The sequence below is a fragment of the Lawsonella sp. genome (assembly GCF_011525565.1).
Lineage (GTDB): Bacteria > Actinomycetota > Actinomycetes > Mycobacteriales > Mycobacteriaceae > Lawsonella > Lawsonella clevelandensis_A.
On the sequence record NZ_WVRS01000001.1, the window covers coordinates 24114 to 40554 of the forward strand.

Annotated in this window: 15 protein-coding genes; 6 read left to right on the top strand and 9 right to left on the bottom strand. The window is 46.0% G+C overall.

The window, feature by feature from the left end:
* The first annotated feature begins 134 nt into the window (after positions 1 to 134).
* On the top strand, positions 135 to 710 hold the full coding sequence (locus QZV76_RS00120) for a MerR family transcriptional regulator (RefSeq protein WP_290595214.1): 576 nt from the start codon (positions 135 to 137) through the stop codon (positions 708 to 710).
* A gap of 106 nt (positions 711 to 816) precedes the next feature.
* Here QZV76_RS00120 and QZV76_RS00125 read toward each other — a convergent pair whose 3' ends face one another.
* From QZV76_RS00125 to QZV76_RS00135, 3 genes are read right to left on the bottom strand one after another with little or no spacing between them, the layout of a single operon-like run.
* The gene (locus tag QZV76_RS00125) at positions 817 to 1470 is read right to left on the bottom strand and encodes a hypothetical protein (RefSeq protein ID WP_290595215.1); all 654 of its coding nucleotides are present in this window, start codon (positions 1468 to 1470) and stop codon (positions 817 to 819) included.
* 10 nt (positions 1471 to 1480) lie between these two features.
* A complete protein-coding gene (locus tag QZV76_RS00130; RefSeq protein ID WP_290595216.1) occupies positions 1481 to 2545 on the bottom strand; it encodes a hemolysin family protein in 1065 nt (354 codons plus the stop codon).
* The gene (locus QZV76_RS00135) at positions 2542 to 3915 is read right to left on the bottom strand and encodes a hemolysin family protein (RefSeq protein ID WP_290595217.1); all 1374 of its coding nucleotides are present in this window, start codon (positions 3913 to 3915) and stop codon (positions 2542 to 2544) included. The genes QZV76_RS00130 and QZV76_RS00135 overlap by 4 nt, the downstream gene beginning before the upstream one ends.
* Before the next feature lie 194 nt (positions 3916 to 4109).
* Between QZV76_RS00135 and QZV76_RS00140 the strand changes: the two genes are divergently transcribed.
* The 3 genes from QZV76_RS00140 (at position 4110) to QZV76_RS00150 (ending at position 6603) form a co-directional block, all read left to right on the top strand.
* Complete coding sequence (locus QZV76_RS00140; RefSeq protein ID WP_290595218.1) at positions 4110 to 4799, top strand: hypothetical protein; 690 nt, start codon at positions 4110 to 4112, stop codon at positions 4797 to 4799.
* Positions 4800 to 4826: 27 nt separating this feature from the next.
* Positions 4827 to 5300 carry a PaaI family thioesterase gene (locus tag QZV76_RS00145; RefSeq protein ID WP_290595219.1) on the top strand — a complete coding sequence of 158 codons (474 nt, stop codon included), beginning with the start codon at positions 4827 to 4829 and terminating at the stop codon, positions 5298 to 5300.
* A gap of 232 nt (positions 5301 to 5532) precedes the next feature.
* On the top strand, positions 5533 to 6603 hold the full coding sequence (locus QZV76_RS00150; protein ID WP_290595220.1) for a class I SAM-dependent methyltransferase: 1071 nt from the start codon (positions 5533 to 5535) through the stop codon (positions 6601 to 6603).
* Between the two features lie 423 nt (positions 6604 to 7026).
* On the opposite strand, the gene QZV76_RS00155 is transcribed toward QZV76_RS00150, so the two are convergent.
* Positions 7027 to 7365 carry a hypothetical protein gene (locus QZV76_RS00155; protein ID WP_290595221.1) on the bottom strand — a complete coding sequence of 113 codons (339 nt, stop codon included), beginning with the start codon at positions 7363 to 7365 and terminating at the stop codon, positions 7027 to 7029.
* Between the two features lie 119 nt (positions 7366 to 7484).
* Between QZV76_RS00155 and QZV76_RS00160 the strand changes: the two genes are divergently transcribed.
* Entirely contained in the window at positions 7485 to 7838 is a 354-nt protein-coding gene (locus tag QZV76_RS00160; protein WP_290595222.1) for an RNA polymerase-binding protein RbpA, read from the top strand.
* 70 nt (positions 7839 to 7908) lie between these two features.
* Here the strand turns inward: QZV76_RS00160 and QZV76_RS00165 are convergent, their stop codons facing one another.
* Both QZV76_RS00165 and lnt read right to left on the bottom strand, forming a co-directional pair.
* A complete protein-coding gene (locus QZV76_RS00165) occupies positions 7909 to 8676 on the bottom strand; it encodes a polyprenol monophosphomannose synthase (RefSeq protein ID WP_290595223.1) in 768 nt (255 codons plus the stop codon).
* Positions 8677 to 8738: 62 nt separating this feature from the next.
* On the bottom strand, positions 8739 to 10517 hold the full coding sequence (gene lnt, locus QZV76_RS00170) for an apolipoprotein N-acyltransferase (RefSeq protein ID WP_304161438.1): 1779 nt from the start codon (positions 10515 to 10517) through the stop codon (positions 8739 to 8741).
* A gap of 260 nt (positions 10518 to 10777) precedes the next feature.
* Here lnt and QZV76_RS00175 point away from each other — a divergent pair, with 260 nt between their 5' ends.
* Positions 10778 to 11998 (top strand): acyltransferase family protein, encoded by a 1221-nt coding sequence (locus QZV76_RS00175; RefSeq protein WP_290595224.1) that lies wholly within the window; start codon positions 10778 to 10780, stop codon positions 11996 to 11998.
* Between the two features lie 7 nt (positions 11999 to 12005).
* Here QZV76_RS00175 and QZV76_RS00180 read toward each other — a convergent pair whose 3' ends face one another.
* From QZV76_RS00180 to tatC, 3 genes are read right to left on the bottom strand one after another with little or no spacing between them, the layout of a single operon-like run.
* The gene (locus QZV76_RS00180) at positions 12006 to 12764 is read right to left on the bottom strand and encodes an SDR family NAD(P)-dependent oxidoreductase (RefSeq protein WP_290595225.1); all 759 of its coding nucleotides are present in this window, start codon (positions 12762 to 12764) and stop codon (positions 12006 to 12008) included.
* Positions 12765 to 12779: 15 nt separating this feature from the next.
* Positions 12780 to 15410 carry a DEAD/DEAH box helicase gene (locus QZV76_RS00185; RefSeq protein WP_290595226.1) on the bottom strand — a complete coding sequence of 877 codons (2631 nt, stop codon included), beginning with the start codon at positions 15408 to 15410 and terminating at the stop codon, positions 12780 to 12782.
* Positions 15385 to 16428: a twin-arginine translocase subunit TatC gene (gene tatC / locus QZV76_RS00190; protein WP_290595227.1), complete on the bottom strand. Its 1044-nt coding sequence runs from the start codon at positions 16426 to 16428 to the stop codon at positions 15385 to 15387. Before tatC ends, QZV76_RS00185 begins: the two co-directional genes overlap by 26 nt.
* Between the last annotated feature and the right edge of the window lie 13 nt (positions 16429 to 16441).

The window sequence follows — 16441 nt, forward strand, 5'->3', positions numbered from 1 at the left end:
CTTTGTTCACGTAGGGTAAAAGAAGTCACATTAGTAACATTAGTAATTTAGTTACCATAAGTAACTTTGTGTTACTGCGTTGAGCTACTATTAGCACTGGTGGTCTAGCGATGTGACATGTGCAAGGTGGAATAATGGATAACGTCAGTTCTCACGGCGACAAACATAGCGAACAACCGGGACTATTCCCCGACCGTTCTATTCCAGATGACCAGACAGGCTATCGAGGTCCTACAGCCTGCCAGATTGCTGGTATCACATATCGTCAGCTTGATTACTGGGCACGCACAGGCCTTGTAAAACCGTCCATTCGAGGAGCCAAAGGATCTGGTTCCCAGCGTCTTTATTCTTTTAAAGACATTCTTACGCTAAAAATTGTGAAGCGTCTGCTTGACACCGGAATTTCTCTACAAAATATTCGTATTGCGGTTGACCATTTACGTGACCGCGGTGTTTCTGAACTATCTAACATTACGCTTGTGTCTGATGGATCATCAGTTTATGAGTGCACTTCTCCGGAAGAAATGTTTGACCTCATCCAAGGAGGCCAAGGAGTATTCGGTATTGCTGTATCGGGCACTATGAAAGAGCTCACTGGCTCGATCACGCATTTCCCTGCCGAGCATATTGATAATTCTTCTGTTACTGAAGTCCCTCTAGTTGATGAACTAGCGGATATGAGACGTCGACGTGAACGTCGTATCGGATAATGTAAACAGTACTAACACTTAAAATGGGGATTCTCTTAGTAACAAAAGAATCCCCGTTTATTTACTCGCTAATGATTTTGCGTTGCCGCTTCTCTAGACTGTCGTATTACCTTTTAGCTGGAGATGGTTTTAAAAGAGTATTCGCTTTTTTCGAAGAGGTACTTTCGGTGAACTGTAATTCATGCTGCTGAATATATGCATTCACGTCTACAGATGCTTGTGTCGCCTCAGAAGTATGTTCGGCAGTAGTGTCGTCTAGGTTCGTGGGATCATTTTGAGAGAGATCCAAACTGATGGAATAAAAGGATGTTCCCTGCAACTTTTTAGGTTTGGTTACCACCAGTGAAGGATGAACCTTTTCTACTTTCTTCATATCGGATAGGGAACCTATCCATACTCCAGGAATATAAGGTTTCTGGTTCTTAAGTTCCTTTGCAGCTTCAGACGAGGACTGCGTAGATAGTGAGAAAGATGAGCATAAACCGCCATTAGACGGTAGTGATGATTGATATGCAGTAATAAGTTCCGTAAGAGAATCTTGTATACCAGCAGGAGCCCATATATCAATGTTGAGATATCCTGCTGAACAATCCTGAACAGCATCGAGATTACGATTATTATCGATGTTTTTATGAGCAACCGTCCAGCCTACGGCACTGCCAATAACTACAAGTAAGACAACTATGGCTGTAATTATCCAGCCGGCGAGTAACTTATGTGGCCGGTTACCTGATCGATGGTGAGAACTCTCGATAGCCATGTCAATGAACTTACTCCGGAATCTTATGAGTGGAATCGCGAACGGTACCTACGAATTCTTCCATAAGGTCTTCTAGTGCCACGAAACCAATAATTTTATCCGTTTCGGGGTCTGTCACTAATGCTAAATGAGAATGTAGGCGACGCATACGAGCAGAGACAGAATCAATAGTTGAATCTGCCGGAAAAGTAATGAGTGGGCGAATAAGATTTGCGGGAATAGGTTTTCCTCTTAAGTCTTCGGAATAGAGGTAGCTAAGAACGTCTTTAATGTGCAGAAATCCTAAATAATGCCCAGTGGCATTCCGCACGGGATAACGTGAGTAACCAGTTTCCTGGACGAGTTTTTGTAAGGCATCTAGTGTTATCTGGCCCTCGTGAAGTTCAATAGTACGCATACGATCCACCGGTATCATGATTGAGCGTACTGGTTGATCGGATGCTTCTAAAGCACGGTCAAGACGATGCGTTTCCTCGTCATCAATTAAACCTTCTCCACTGGATTCGTTAATCATTGCTTTGAGCTGTGTAGAAGTAACTTTGCGCTCTAATTCATTTTTTGGCTGAACGTGTAGTAGTCGAAGACTGCCGTTTGCTAAAGCGTTAAAGAAACGAATAAGGGGTTTCGATGCCAGCATTAATACCCGCATAGGAGGGACAACAATAAGAGCAGTTTTTTCGGGAGAAGAAATAGTGAAATTCTTGGGAACCATTTCTCCAAACAAAATATGCAGGTAGGAAACAATAACGAGGGCGATAATGAACGCAGCGGTATGCAAGCCGAAGCCGGAAACGCCGATGAGACTAAAAGGTTTTTCGATAAGTCGAGTAATAGCTGGCTCTGCGATCTTACCAATGAGAACTGACGCGATAGTGATACCGAGCTGACAGGTAGCGAGCATCATTGAAAGATGTTCTGAAGCGTCAATGACTTTATAGGCACGTGTATGCCCAGCAGCAGCCATTGCCTCTAAACGATCATGTCGAGAAGACACTAAGGCAAACTCTGTGGTTACGAAATACGCATTGATAATAAGAAGAAGAATCAGTAAAAGAATAGCCGGCAATATACTCATTGCTTTTCCTCACTAGAGGAAGAAGAAACAGGGTGTCGCGGGGTAAGAAGAACTCGATCTATACGTCGACCATCCATATGTGTTATGCGGCAGTGCCACTGTATATCGGGTGAGTCCTCCAACATTTGTGTTTCGCAAGGAAGATCTAATTCATCGCCTTCTTCCGGAATGCGTCCCAACTTCCACATGATGAGTCCACCAAGAGTATCAAATGACTGATTATCTGGGAAGAGATATGTTGTGGCAGAGACCACTTCATCTCGACGAAGCTGACCAGAGCAGTCCCAACTACTACCGCGTTTAAGAACATCTAGCATACTGGCATCGTGTTCATCTCGTACGTCGCCGAGGATTTCCTCAATAATGTCTTCCACGGTGATGAGACCTGCTGCACCTCCGTATTCATCAATAACGAGTGCAGATTGTTGGCCGCTCGCACGGATAGTTGTTAGCACCGTATCGGCATCAAGACTGTCAGGGAGGCGGGGGAGAGGTTTCATAAGGTCACGCATAGTGACCGTAGAAAGTTTATCTAGTGGTACTGGAAAAGCGTCTTTTACATGGACAATTCCCAGAGTGCTGTCAAGATCTCCAGATACTACGGGGAAACGTGATATACCAGTTTCTTCCGCTCGTTCAAGAAGCTCACGTGCTACTGCATCCGCCGAGATGGTCTCGATACGCGATCTAGGCGTCATAATGTCTTCTGCGGAGAGATTCCCGAATTGAAGGGATCTTTGCACAACTTGCGCAGTATGAGCCGGGAGATGGCCATCTAGAGCCGATTCTTGGACTATTCTGTCTAACTCCTGCGGTGATCGTGCAGAGGCGAGTTCATCAACGGGTTGAGCCCCTAGATGGCGAACAATCGCATTAGCGGAACTATTGAGACTGTTAATGAGAGGCCGAAAGAATGCTGAAAAACCCATAAGAAAGGGTGCTGACGCTTTAGCGATTCGCATTGATTCACTAATTGCCCAGTTTTTGGGAACAAGCTCCCCGTATGTCATAGAAAGTATCGTCGCGATAATAAGAGCGAGTGCGAGGGAAATTTTATCGACAGAAGAATCGGATAACTGGGGAATCTTGTGCAGTAGGGGTCGTAAAAATTGCGCCAATACTGGTTCGGCGAGATAACCGGTAATAAGTGTGGTAAGGGTAATACCTACTTGGCATCCGGAAAGCGCAAAAGAGAGATGTTCATGCGCATGTTTCAGCTTCTGTCCACGCTTACTGCCAGTAGCCGCTTCTCTATCAATCGCAGACTTCTCGAGAGCCGTCAGAGAGAATTCCGCGGCAACAAAAATTGCCGTTATGTTAGTAATTGCCACAAACCCAATTAATGACAGTATTTGTGTAGCGATTCCCATAACTGTGCTGGTTTTCCCTCCTAATTCGTATGTTTTTTATTATACTTAAATGCGTGTGTTCTAGCCCTCAGACTCGTCTCAGGTCGCTTTATTATGGCTCAATATTTCTTAGTATTTTGATAAAAGGCCGCAGTTGTAGAACAATTCCTTTTCAAATGCAGGGCATCTTCAATGAAAGAGAAAGTTTTCAGTAAATGCTCGATTTTTACGCTAAAGAAGTACTCCGTGAAATTGCGGACATGGGCGGAAGTCTATGCGAAGAGGAGCCACATTTGTATTCCGTAGCAGATATTGAAGAATGTCCTCATCGTCGGTGGATAACCATTACAGATGTGATCAAGAACAAGTACCTAGAAGACTATTACCACTCAGTTGTCGACTCGAGTTCGAATAAGAACCAGGCTATTGAGGACGTATGTAGCCGCATGATCCACCTCGTCCTAGGTGGAGTAGTAACAAGTTACATGCTCAGTGGCCGTGTATGGGAAGTATGTCCGGGAAATATTCTGCTTCGTACACATGTGCTTGGTGGTTTTGATCGATATGGCGCTGTGCGTGCCCGCGTCCGTGTGTTAAAGGATGATCCGTATGTTACGCAGTTGCAGTCATATCTCGTTATACCGACTGAAGAGGATATGGCTGATTGGACAATGGTACAGGCGCAGGAAAGTCTCATCCCCATTATGGAGGAGATAAGCCGTCTTAGCGGTCTTTCTGAATCGATATGTTGGGGGCCTTTGCATGGTCTTATCAACGGTTATGCCAAACTTGCTATGCATCGCTATCCCAGAAAACAAGAGCAAGTAGAGCGACGAATGCACTGTATCTACGAGAGTTGTGAACGCCTCGGTCTGCCTCTTAAACGAAGGGTGAGTAGACTCTAGCTATCACTGTGATACAAGGAGCTACTGGTGCGAGATCTTATAAAGCTTTACGCCCCGTATATAGGGCGCACCCTTAATAAAAGAGAATTGGATGAAGCTCGAAAAGTTCTCGAATGTGAAGGCTTTTCTCGCACACTTGGCATTGTCTATGATGAGATTTCACCCGATAGAGTAGTAGCTCATCTGGATGTAGGGCCTCAGTTCTGCCAGCCTATGGGAATTGTGCATGGCGGTATTTATGCGTCTCTCGTTGAAGATGTGGGGTCTCTAGCTGCATGGTGGTGGCTTGGTGGACGGAAACTAGCAGTCGGTTCGTCTAATGATACAGATTTTCTGCGTCCGGTAACGGAAGGACGTTTAACTGCAACAGCGACACCTTTACATCGCGGACGGACTCAGCAAATTTGGATTGTTGATATTGTTCGTGACGATGGCAAACAAGCTGCTCAGGGAAAACTACATCTTGCTAATCTTTCTTTAGATTCATTGCCGGATAGGTAGTAATTTAGGCGTGGCATAAGCTTCGTTAGCAATGTGGATACGTGCGTCTGTAGTTTCTCGATAAAAGGTGGCGTGAACAGCGATGACGTTATTAGATCTTTCAGCGTGGCCACGTTTGGCGCCTCCTACACATTCGCATTTTCGTATACGTAAATACCATCTTCGAGAACAGTTGCCTCAGTTTACATGGCTCACTGTAGAAGGAGAGTGTCCGGAACTAGTACCGGGGAGATTGCCTCTCGAGGATTCTGACTCTGCTCGTACTGTCAAACTTTACGATGAAGCTGCAGTAGACGAGCGTTTTATGGACAATGGTTGGCTTGGTCTAGCAGAAAGTTTCATGGCAGGGGAGTGGGATGCACAAGACCCCTCATACCTGTGGGTGGACGCCATGTCTTTGAAGGGAGCTCTTCCCCGCAAAGAGAGAGCAGAACGTCGTAAACCTTTGGTTTCTGCTCCACGTAAGCGTACTTTTGAATTTTTCTCAACATGCCTCGATGACACTTTCAATATTGGAGCAGCCGATTTTATTAACGGTCCACGTTCCACGGTAGTGGAAAAAGGAGTAGCGGAGATCTATCTCGATGATCCGTCACCTTTGCCGCTTCGAAAAGATCTTTTTGGGGCGCAGCGTCGACGAGTTGCTCGAATGCTCATGGATGCGGGTCTGAGACGGCGCGATAATGTTCTTTTTGTAGGAGCGGAGTGGGGAGAAGCGGCTTTAGAAGCAGCATCATTCGGCTGTGATGTAACAGTACTGTGTGAGAATCCTCAAGTGGAGAAAATTCTTACGGAGCGCGCTAACGAAGCAAAACGGGGGAGAATTCGCCTTATCCCGTGGTTATACCGTAATACGGGGGTATATGACGTTCTTATATCAGTGTCCTCGTTGCCGCATGACAATATTTACGACGTACTACCTCAGCTGGTTGCTGATGATGTTGCTCCACGAGGTCGTATTGTCGTGGAACGTCCTTGGCGGGGTCATACTCGGCAGGAGATGCCGCTATCGTGGTGGTGGTCATATATTGATGCAGATAGCCAACTTCGTTCCCGCAGTGAGTGTGTTGCTGCGCTAGAGGCGGTAGGAGCTCAGTTAACTCAAGCCACGCATTGTGGACATCACTATATTCGTTCGTTGGAACTATGGGATGAGAGTTTTCGTGCACATGTAGCTGAGGCTGGAGCGTTAGGTTACGACGCTGTGTACCGTCGCCTTTGGCGTACTGCTTTAGCTATTTCGCGAGCAGCTGTGCGGACGGGTGCACTTGAGTATCAGCGGTTAGTTTTTACTAAACGATAGTTAGACAGATTCAGCGGTGAATCGGTAGTAGAGGGTAGTAGTCCGAAGACAGTATGAACAGTACGAGAGTGTAACTCCTAACAGTTAAAATGACATAATGTAGATTATCGGATAATTACTGTTAGTGATGACGTAGGAATAAATGTAGGGATATATGTACTGATTAAAAAGTAAAGGACCTACTACTCGCAGTTGTATTCATATGTGTGACTACAGTGTGCATATTAAATAGTTAGCACAATAATAAATTGATGCCATGTGCTGTTTGTAATTGCCATGACATCTGCCTGTATGTGTAGTTACCTGCACTTCTGTTGGTCATGAAGAATATAGAGCTGCACGTACTAATTTCGTCACAGTGACAAAATTAGTACGGCTTTCCGGTCGTGATCAGACAAAGGGTATGAACACTATTCCTGCTAATTAACGGATACGCTCAGCTTCACGACTCAAGGCCACTACTTCAGTAGCGATCTCCTGAAGTTCTTCTGATGTTGCTCCCTCTGAAATTGCGGTAAGAAGATCTTCAGCTGCACAACGAGCCTGGAAAATTCTGTCAATAATGGCGTCGGTGTCGGATTGTGTTAAAACAACGCAATCTGGAGACAGACCTTGTTGTATAAGATTATGTCGTGCTTCATAGGTTCGTTGACGACATGATTGTGAGCAGTATTTTCGTTTACGTCCGCGATTGTTTGTGGAAATGTCACGACCACACCATGCACAATGAGCATCCTCGTGCTTATTCGTGTACTGTGACATTGGTTAGCTCCCCTTCGTATCTTTTTACATAAATCGGTAGACTGATAAGTAACTATATGGTGTGGTGTACTTTATTAAAATAAATCACATTTATTCGGTGATGGTAGAAATGAGGATTCATGGCTGATCGTGTATTACGAGGTAGTCGGCTTGGCGCCGTTAGTTACGAAACTGATCGTAACCATGATTTAGCACCTCGGCAGATGATTACATACCGCTGCAGTAACGGTGAAGAATTCGTCGTTCCATTTTCCCACGATGCGGAAATTCCACAAACATGGATATGCAAGAATGGGATGGAGGGAACCCGAGTCGATGGCAAAGAAGAAAAAGACAAGCAAGTAAAACCTCCTCGCACCCACTGGGATATGCTCCTTGAACGACGCAGTGAAGAGGAACTACAGGAACTTCTTCAAGAACGTCTCGAAGTTCTTAAGAAGCGTCGCCGTCGTCTCCCTAGCAGCAACTCTTAGAGTTGCTAATTCTTAGCATATAAGTAATGAAGACCCCCGCTTATGCGGGGGTCTTCATTGAATTTAGATGCTATTTATCGAGGTTAAGAAGCTTACGAAGCTTTTCAAAACGAGATTTCATTCCCCACAGGAAAACACGACCGAAGGCTTCAGTAATGATATTTCCGCTCATTTTGGATTCACCGATCTCGCGCTCAGTGAACGTAATAGGAACTTCTACTACAGTGAAGCCAGCTTGAATAGCACGCCAAGCTAGATCAATCTGGAAGCAGTAGCCCACTGAACCGACAGCATCAAGATCAATAGTTTCGAGTACTTCTCGACGATATGCACGGTACCCGCCGGTGATGTCATTCAGTTTTACACCGAGCACAATGCGTGTATAGATATTTCCACCACGAGAGAGAATTTCGCGCTTCTTAGGCCAGTTAACAACAGTACCGCCAGGAATATAGCGGGAACCAAGAACCATATCTGCGCCTTCATCAATTTTGTCGAGAAGTCTGCAGAGCTGTTCGGGAGCATGGGAACCGTCTGCATCCATTTCACACAGAACGGTGTAACCATGGTCTAGACCCCAGTGGAAACCAGCGATGTAGGCGCCGCCCAGTCCCCCTTTGCCTTCGCGGTGCATAACAAAAATTTTGTCACTGTCGGCTGCAAACTTATCAGCGAGGTCGCCAGTACCATCGGGACTGTTGTCATCCACGATAAGAATATGGACATCGGGTTGTGTAGTGCGGACACGATCTACAATGAGCGGTAAATTTTCTTTCTCATTATAGGTAGGGATGATGACGAGTGTATGCGCACTCGGCTTCAAAGTTTTTGCAGACATGTTTTTCCTTATATACGCACTCTCATGGTTAGAAACCGTAAGGTGTGTTTGAAATAGTACAGCTAGAGAGGGATTTTACGCTTTTTCCAGGAGATAATCGATCCAATGCACACGAGAATTCCCAGAGTACAGAAAATTCTATCCAACCATGGCTGAAGATAAGTTGCAGCAGTTCGTATTCCATAAAGAGATATAGAGCGCACTGCGTAATGCTGTTCATAGAGAGGTGTCTCGTCCCAGATAGTGCCATCTGGGGAAATAAACGCACTTGCGCCAGAAGTGGATGCTACAACAACCCACCGGTGTAATTCGCGTGCACGAAATTGGCTGATAGCAAGTTGCTGGTATGTCTCATTGGAAAAACCGAACGTAGCATTATTCGTTGGTACTGCTAACCAGTTAGCAGCATGGTGAACAGCCTGCCGGCCACTATCATCAAAGATAATTTCAAAACAGGTAGCAACACCTGCACGAGTTCCATCAACAGGAATAACACCATCGTCATTGCCCGGCTGAAAATTACCTGCCCACATGGCATAAGGAGATATTTTTTCCACTAAACGACGTAGTGGGAGATATTCTCCAAATGGTTGAATATGGCGTTTGACATGTCGTATTCCCTGGTACCCCTTGCCGGTCCACAATAATATGGCATTAAGTTGAGGGCTATGCGACTCACGTCCTAATACTGACCCCACCAAAATAGGTGCATGAATAGCCTGAGCAGCGCGAGTAATAAGAAAATTGGCGTCAGGATTACCAATCGGATCAATATCAGCCGAGTTTTCAGGCCACACAACAATATCCGGTTGTGGCTGAAGTCCTCTTTTTACTTCATCGGCAAGCTTAAACGTTGCTTGAACATGATTGTGCAGTACTTCCATACGAACAGTATTGAAGCTGAGACCGGACGTAGAAACGTTCCCTTGGATAAAAGCGATGCGGCGCTCCCCCAACGACTCCGCGTGAGCTCGCTCATACTGATCGTACGTGAAAGACCCAGCAGTACCTATAGTTCCCATAAGAACTAGCGCACAGCATGTAATACATGCGTATCTCAAATGGAAGGACGTAAAGTGTCTGGTAGACGGAAGCCCCTCCCCTATTCTGTGATGTTCACGCCTATACGAAACCCCACATAGTACAGCCCATACCAAGACGAAGAGGGTGTAAGACCATACCACTATAAGGAAATTAGTACCTGCTGTGGATCCCCATAGCGCGGCAGACATGAGAGGGCCTGTTGTCTGGGCATAGGCAGGACTTCCCCATGGAAATCCCCCAAAAGGGAAATGCGCTCGTGCTACTTCAACAACAGTCCACCATAACGCAGCGGCTAAGGCACTTTTTAGACAGATTACTCCCCACAGTCGTATGAAATGGGCGATAGGTATTGTGACCAGTACTGAAAATAACGAAAGGACAAGACAAAGAATAATCCACGGCAGATTTCCGACGAAAGTCTTAATCCACTGGAAAAGAGGGATGTAGAGTGTCATTGCCCACACAAAACCAGCAATAGCGGCATACCAGTACGGATGCGACGAAAGCTTTTCTACAATAAGAGCAATATCAGCTAGGAGAACTGCGATACCGATAAGTTCTAGTGGCCATAAACTATGCGGTGCAAAGCTGTAGTACGTTAAAGTACCACCCACAACCGGAATGATGAATAACAGTACGATAAGCCTGCTGATAGTCCGCACTTTATCGGTATTTTGAGAATGAGAAGAAGGACCGTGGCTAAGACTATGGCGAGAGTAGTTGTGGCTAGAGCTGTGGTTAGAGCAGTGAGATGATGATTCGCCACCATCGGATAGGGGGAGCACTGAGGCGCGCACAAGAACCTTCTTACCGTGACGATAACTCTCTCAGGAACTCTCTCATGGTATCAGGAGTCTATAAGACGAAGTCTCATTATTGATGCCAGTGCAGTAGGCTGTGGATAAGAATGATACAGTGTCACTACTCGTAAGAATACCCATTAGAGAATAGTGACAGATGCGCTGTACTAGGTATTGCTTCTTGCTGCATACGTACAGTGATGACAGGCGGCCAGCTCCAAACGTATATGGCTGTGCCGTTACGATGAGGAGATGTAGTGGAAGATAAGCCTGTCAAACCACGTATCGTATGGGTTGATATTGCAAAAGGTATTTCAATCCTTACGGTCGTGTTCCTCCACCTATCCACATGTGGCATAGATGCGGGAAGTTCTCCAGGTCAGTGGTACCAGATTTCTTCCTATCTCGTGCATTTGCGGATGCCGCTCTTTTTCATGGTGTCAGGTTTATTCGCTGCTAAAATCCGCCGCTTTACTTTTGCGGAGTTATTCGTCAAGCGTACATGGCTGTGGGGAGTCCCCTTCGTTATATGGGGTGCAGTTGTCCTCATCTCCTCACATTTTGTCAGAGGTACTTCTCTCGACGGTTTCTGGGAGGAATGGGGACGCGGAATCATCTTCCCTGAGAATGGTATTTGGTTCCTCATGGCCCTCCTCGTCTTTACCTTCCTTATCTGGGTATGTAGAAAAGTTCGTGGCCGCTACATGCTCATAGCTTCAATACTATTAACACTGGTAGCGTCATTTATCGGAGGTACAAGCGTACAAGCCGGACCATTATGGTCGTGGAAGCGTCTTGCAATGTACTTCTCTTCTTATTGCATTGGCCTCTACGGACGGCAGCTAGTACTTCGATTTGCATCCCGAATTCGTTGGTACTGGGCAGTTCTTTTAGTCGTTCTCCTCTTTGTAATGGAAAGAGGCTATCAGCACATTACTAACGAGTTTGCCAGTGCATGTGCCAATATTTTCCTTATCGGTTACGGGCTTATCGCGGGAGTCGCTGTAGCAGTAGCTTTTGATGGCACGCATATAGGTAAGCTACTTTCCTACCTTGGCCGCCACACCTTGGAAATATATCTTCTTAACGAAATATTGGTATGGATTTTTTACAAAGATATCTTCCCTCACATTGACACCAACACTGGTACAGATATGCGAACGTGGAAGGAGTGGGAACTCTTCATTCACCCACAAGGTGTTCTCAGTTCGATGAAATTCTGGTCACCAATAATTGGACTTGTCTTTGTTACGGGTTGCGCACTTTTTATTCGTTTTATGATTAAGGGATCTCGTCTTGACTATATTTTCACGCCACCCACATTTAAATGGATGAATAAGTGGATTGACAATAGTCTGCAGAAAAGAGAGAAAGCTCAAGCACAAAAGTGTGTACAAGAATCCAATGGGAAAGAAAAGTGCACCATAATTGAGGACAATACGCTACCGCGCTCTTCCCTACTACCAAAAGCTCGGTAATACCTTATTACCGAGGCATTCTCCGCCATAGTGAATTAGGTACAAAAGGCATAATACTGGCTAGTAAGCGCAATCTATTAGGCACCCATACCCGATGCTTACCTGAACAAATTGCCTGGTAAACGCTGGCTGCAACCTTTTCTGCTGTTGACGCCATAATGGCAGGCTCCATACCTGCTGTCATACGGCCAATGACGAATCCAGGACGCGCCATGACGACATTAACCTTTTCCTTGTGAGTGGCATCGATAAGCCCGGAAAGGAAACCATCCAGGCCGGCTTTAGCAGAACCATACACGTAATTTCCACGACGTACTCGCCATCCTGCAATTGATGAAAATGCCACGAGGAGACCATGAGTGTGCTTGCGGAGATACTCAATTGCAGCAGTAATAGTAACAACTTGAGCGGTGTAGTCAGTGTGAGCGATGCGGAAGACTTCTGCAGGATCATGCTCAGCTTTCTGCTGATCACCAAGTATGCCGAAAGCCACGATGACCGTACTGATAGGTATTCCGCAGGTCTTTTCAGCGTTCTCGTAAATAGAAACGAGGTCATCATTGTTGAGGGCATCCCATTGGAGGGTATAAACCTGCTGTGCTCCTCCTCGTAAAAGTGCCTCAACTGCACCGACATCCTTATTGGAAGGACGTTGTGCAAGAACGACCGGTCGGCCGTTACACAGACGGCTTGCTAGCGCAATGCCAATTTCAGAGCGTCCTCCTAATACGAGAATTCCGCCTTCTGCAGGCTGCAGAGATTTCACAAGAACACCTTTCCTTTACAGCGATTCCGCCACAATGCCGCGCTGTATGGCATTTTTTGCTTGGTAAGAACAGTCTACGAGGTGTTGATACTCGTCGGTATTTAATTTTATGAACTGTGAAAGAAGATCAATGATTTGCCGGATATGACGGACAAAATCCCCCGGAGTAATACTTAAACCAAACATTTTTGCGAGGGTAAGACATTCTTCCAAGGTAGCGCCATTAGCCCATTGGAAAACTGCTGTTGTCAGTCCACCATAGAGAGGCCGAGAAAGTAGTAACTCGTGATCATTTTCTAAGTGATGGATATCGCGTGCAATTCGCTGAGTATCCGTATATGTATCCGCCAATACCTCTGTTTGCGCAGGGGGCCAGTAATGGTCAGTATCTTTCCGAGATTCTCCAGTAATTGCTGACGCAACAGCGGCCAACTCCGCAGGAGTAAGGCCATCCCACGCATGTTCACGAATAGCTTCGGCACAAATAAGATCTGTTTCACAGTATATTGACCGTAAAAGAGTTCCTGCAGAAGTTAATTCATACGTGGATGTAAGATAACCAGCTGACTGGAGAACGTCGCACACATGGGTAAAATCTGTTGCTAGGGTTCCCGCATCATGCTCGATACGGTGCTGAAGGTTTTCCTGTCGATTGAGGAGATGTGCCCTCTCACGGTTAAGAGCAGTAATTTCAGCATGGTTAAGGTGCCCATGTAGCGGGTGGTGTCGTAATTCCCGACGTAGCTGCTGGAGATGTGCAGGTGGCCGTATATTCTTCTCGTGTCGAGCATCCTTAGGAATACGTATATTACTGTGAGTGAGTTCGCGGCGTGCCAGTTTTACTGTATGCGCGTTATCAGGAGCTCCCCTTTTCTCTAAGTGGAAGTGCCCCAGTGCTTCTCCATTATGGCGAATAGTAGAAAGATGAGCAGTTCCAACCCAGTTCGACGTCGCTACGAGAATTTTATTCTTGCGTGGTCGTTCAAGAACTACCGCAAGAATAGGTTTTTTACGGATACTAAGACAGATAACATCACCGCGACGTAATTTTGCTAATGCACCTTTTGTGGGACGCGGATATTCCTTATTTTTTCTTTTCTCCCACGCCTTTGTCTCATTATTAAGTTGAGTAATAAGAGTGAGATAGTCCAGCATTTGTGGAGAAATAGTGGACTCTATATCATGAAGTTCTTTTTCCACTTGGTTAAGCTCGCGCTGTGCAAGAACAACTGCCGCATCATTTTGGTACTGTCCAAACGATTGACGGAGGAGAACAAGCGCTTCATCGTAGCTATGGTGTGCAAGTAGATTAACAACCATGTTGTAACCCACTTTAAAGCTAGATTGAAGTGGAGACGGTTCAGCTCGATAAAGCGCTGCTAGATTGTCTAGATCAACATCCGGGGTGTAATAAACAATGGCGTGCCCGGTGGAGTCAATGCCGCGTCTTCCAGCACGACCAATAAGCTGAGCAAATTGGCTGCTGGTAAGTTCTTCATGGCTAACACCATTGAATTTAGTAAGTTTTTCAAGAACAACAGCACGTGCTGGCATATTAATGCCTAACGATAGAGTTGATGTTGCAAAAACTACTTTGATAAGTCCCCTACTGAAGAGTTCTTCAACAACCTGCTTAAATAGTGGCAGCATGCCCGCATGATGGGTAGCAAAGCCACGTCCTAAGCTGGAGCGCCACTGTGTATAGTGCAGAGTTTGCCTATCGGCCTCTGAAAGAAGTCGGCAGTGTTCATCTACGTACTGGAAGATATGCTGACGTTCCTTTTTGGTCGTGAGAGTAAGACGAGAACGCGCACATTGCGATAAAGCTGAATCGCACCCTGTACGAGAGAAAATAAAGTCGATGGCCGGAAGTAAGTTTTCACGTTCTAGCGTCTCTACAATCCGCACACGATTAGGGAAGCGTTCGTGATGTGACGGAGTATGAAGTATCCGATCGACACGATTGTGCAGATGGCGAGAAACATCATTTCCACTTTTGTTCAGCAATGGATAAATAGTGGAGTTCACCAGCACATTTGCTGTCAGTGGAACTGGACGGAAGTCTGTAGTAACAACACTTGTTGGCCCCACTACTGCAGAAATCCAATTCGCAAACTCTGTGGTATTGCCAATAGTGGCAGAAAGCGCAATAAGCTGAACAGTGTTGGGGAGAGAAAGAATGACTTCTTCCCAAACTGCACCACGGAAAGCATCCGACAGGTAATGCACTTCATCCATAACAACGTAACGAAGCTTATGAAGAGTGGGACTTTCCGCATAGAGCATGTTGCGGAGAACTTCAGTTGTCACGACGACAACGGGAGCATCACCATTGATGGACTGATCTCCGGTAAGAAGTCCAACATTATCTTTCCCCCATCGTGCACAGAAGTCACGATACTTTTGATTCGATAATGCTTTGATGGGAGTCGTGTAAAAAAGTTTATCCGCTTGGTGTAAGGCAAGAACTGCTGCCGCTTCAGCAATAACTGTTTTCCCAGCACCCGTAGGGGCACTGACAATAACATTGCGTCCCTCCGCAATGTGCCCAATTGCGCGCTGCTGAAATTCGTCGAGGGTAAAGGGACGACGCGCCATAAAAGCGTCAAGAATTTCTTGTCTAGTGTGAAGCGTTATTGGATCCATTATCTGAAGGTTCCTCGTCATCTACATCGATGTCGGTCCATTCGGAGGTCTGTATATCGGTCGATAAAAGCGGTTGATTATCTGGTAGAGAGGTCGGAGCAGCAAGCGGTGAAGGCGTCACCTCCTCCCCCTCAGTAGTAGCTCCATCAGAAGTTATTGCATCTGGACTCTCCAACGGGGATGCAGCAGCGTCATCAGTTGCGAGCCAATCCGGACGTTCTTTTTTCTTACGTTTGTCATGCACACGACAGATCTGAATCGCTATTTCCTGCAGCACTGTTAGTGTCAGAGCCAAAGCCGTCATAGAAATAGGGTCGCCACCAGGGGTGACGAAGGCCGCAAAACAGAATAATGCCAGAATAGCAACGCGACGCCATTTCTTAAGCTGTTCATAGCTGACAACTCCCATAATGTTGAGAGTCACAATGAGCAGAGGAAGTTCGAAACTTATTCCGAAAATGGCGATAAGGGCGATAATGAAGTTGAAATATTGGGTACCAGAAAGTGCCGTAATCTGGACGTTATTGCCCATATTGAGAAGGAAGTCCAGAGCTTTGGCCACAATGAAGTAGGCCAGTACAGCACCACAGATAAAGAGCAAAGATGCGACGCCCACATACAGGAGCGCGAACTTCTTCTCTTTTTTATAGAGACCTGGCGCGATAAAAGCCCACACTTGATATAGCCAGAAAGGGCTTGTGAAGACGATACCGGCAACGGAACCAACTTTGAGGCGCAGCATGAACTGCTCAAAGGGGCCAGTCGCAAGGAGCCGGCAGGTATTATCATCGCCTAGCTGAAGACGACCCTCTGGAGGGATGGCGCAGTAGGGCCCTCTAAGAATTTCACCGAGGCTAGGAATATTACCAATACGAAGGTCGTACCAGATAAAGCCAAGTATCATCGACAGGAAAAGAATCCCGACAATAATAATGACGCGTTTCCTGAGCTCCCGTAAATGTTCCGACAACGCCATTTTTTCTTCTGGCGTGCGGATGCGTTGCTTTTTCGGTGCCAAGAATATTTCTTCG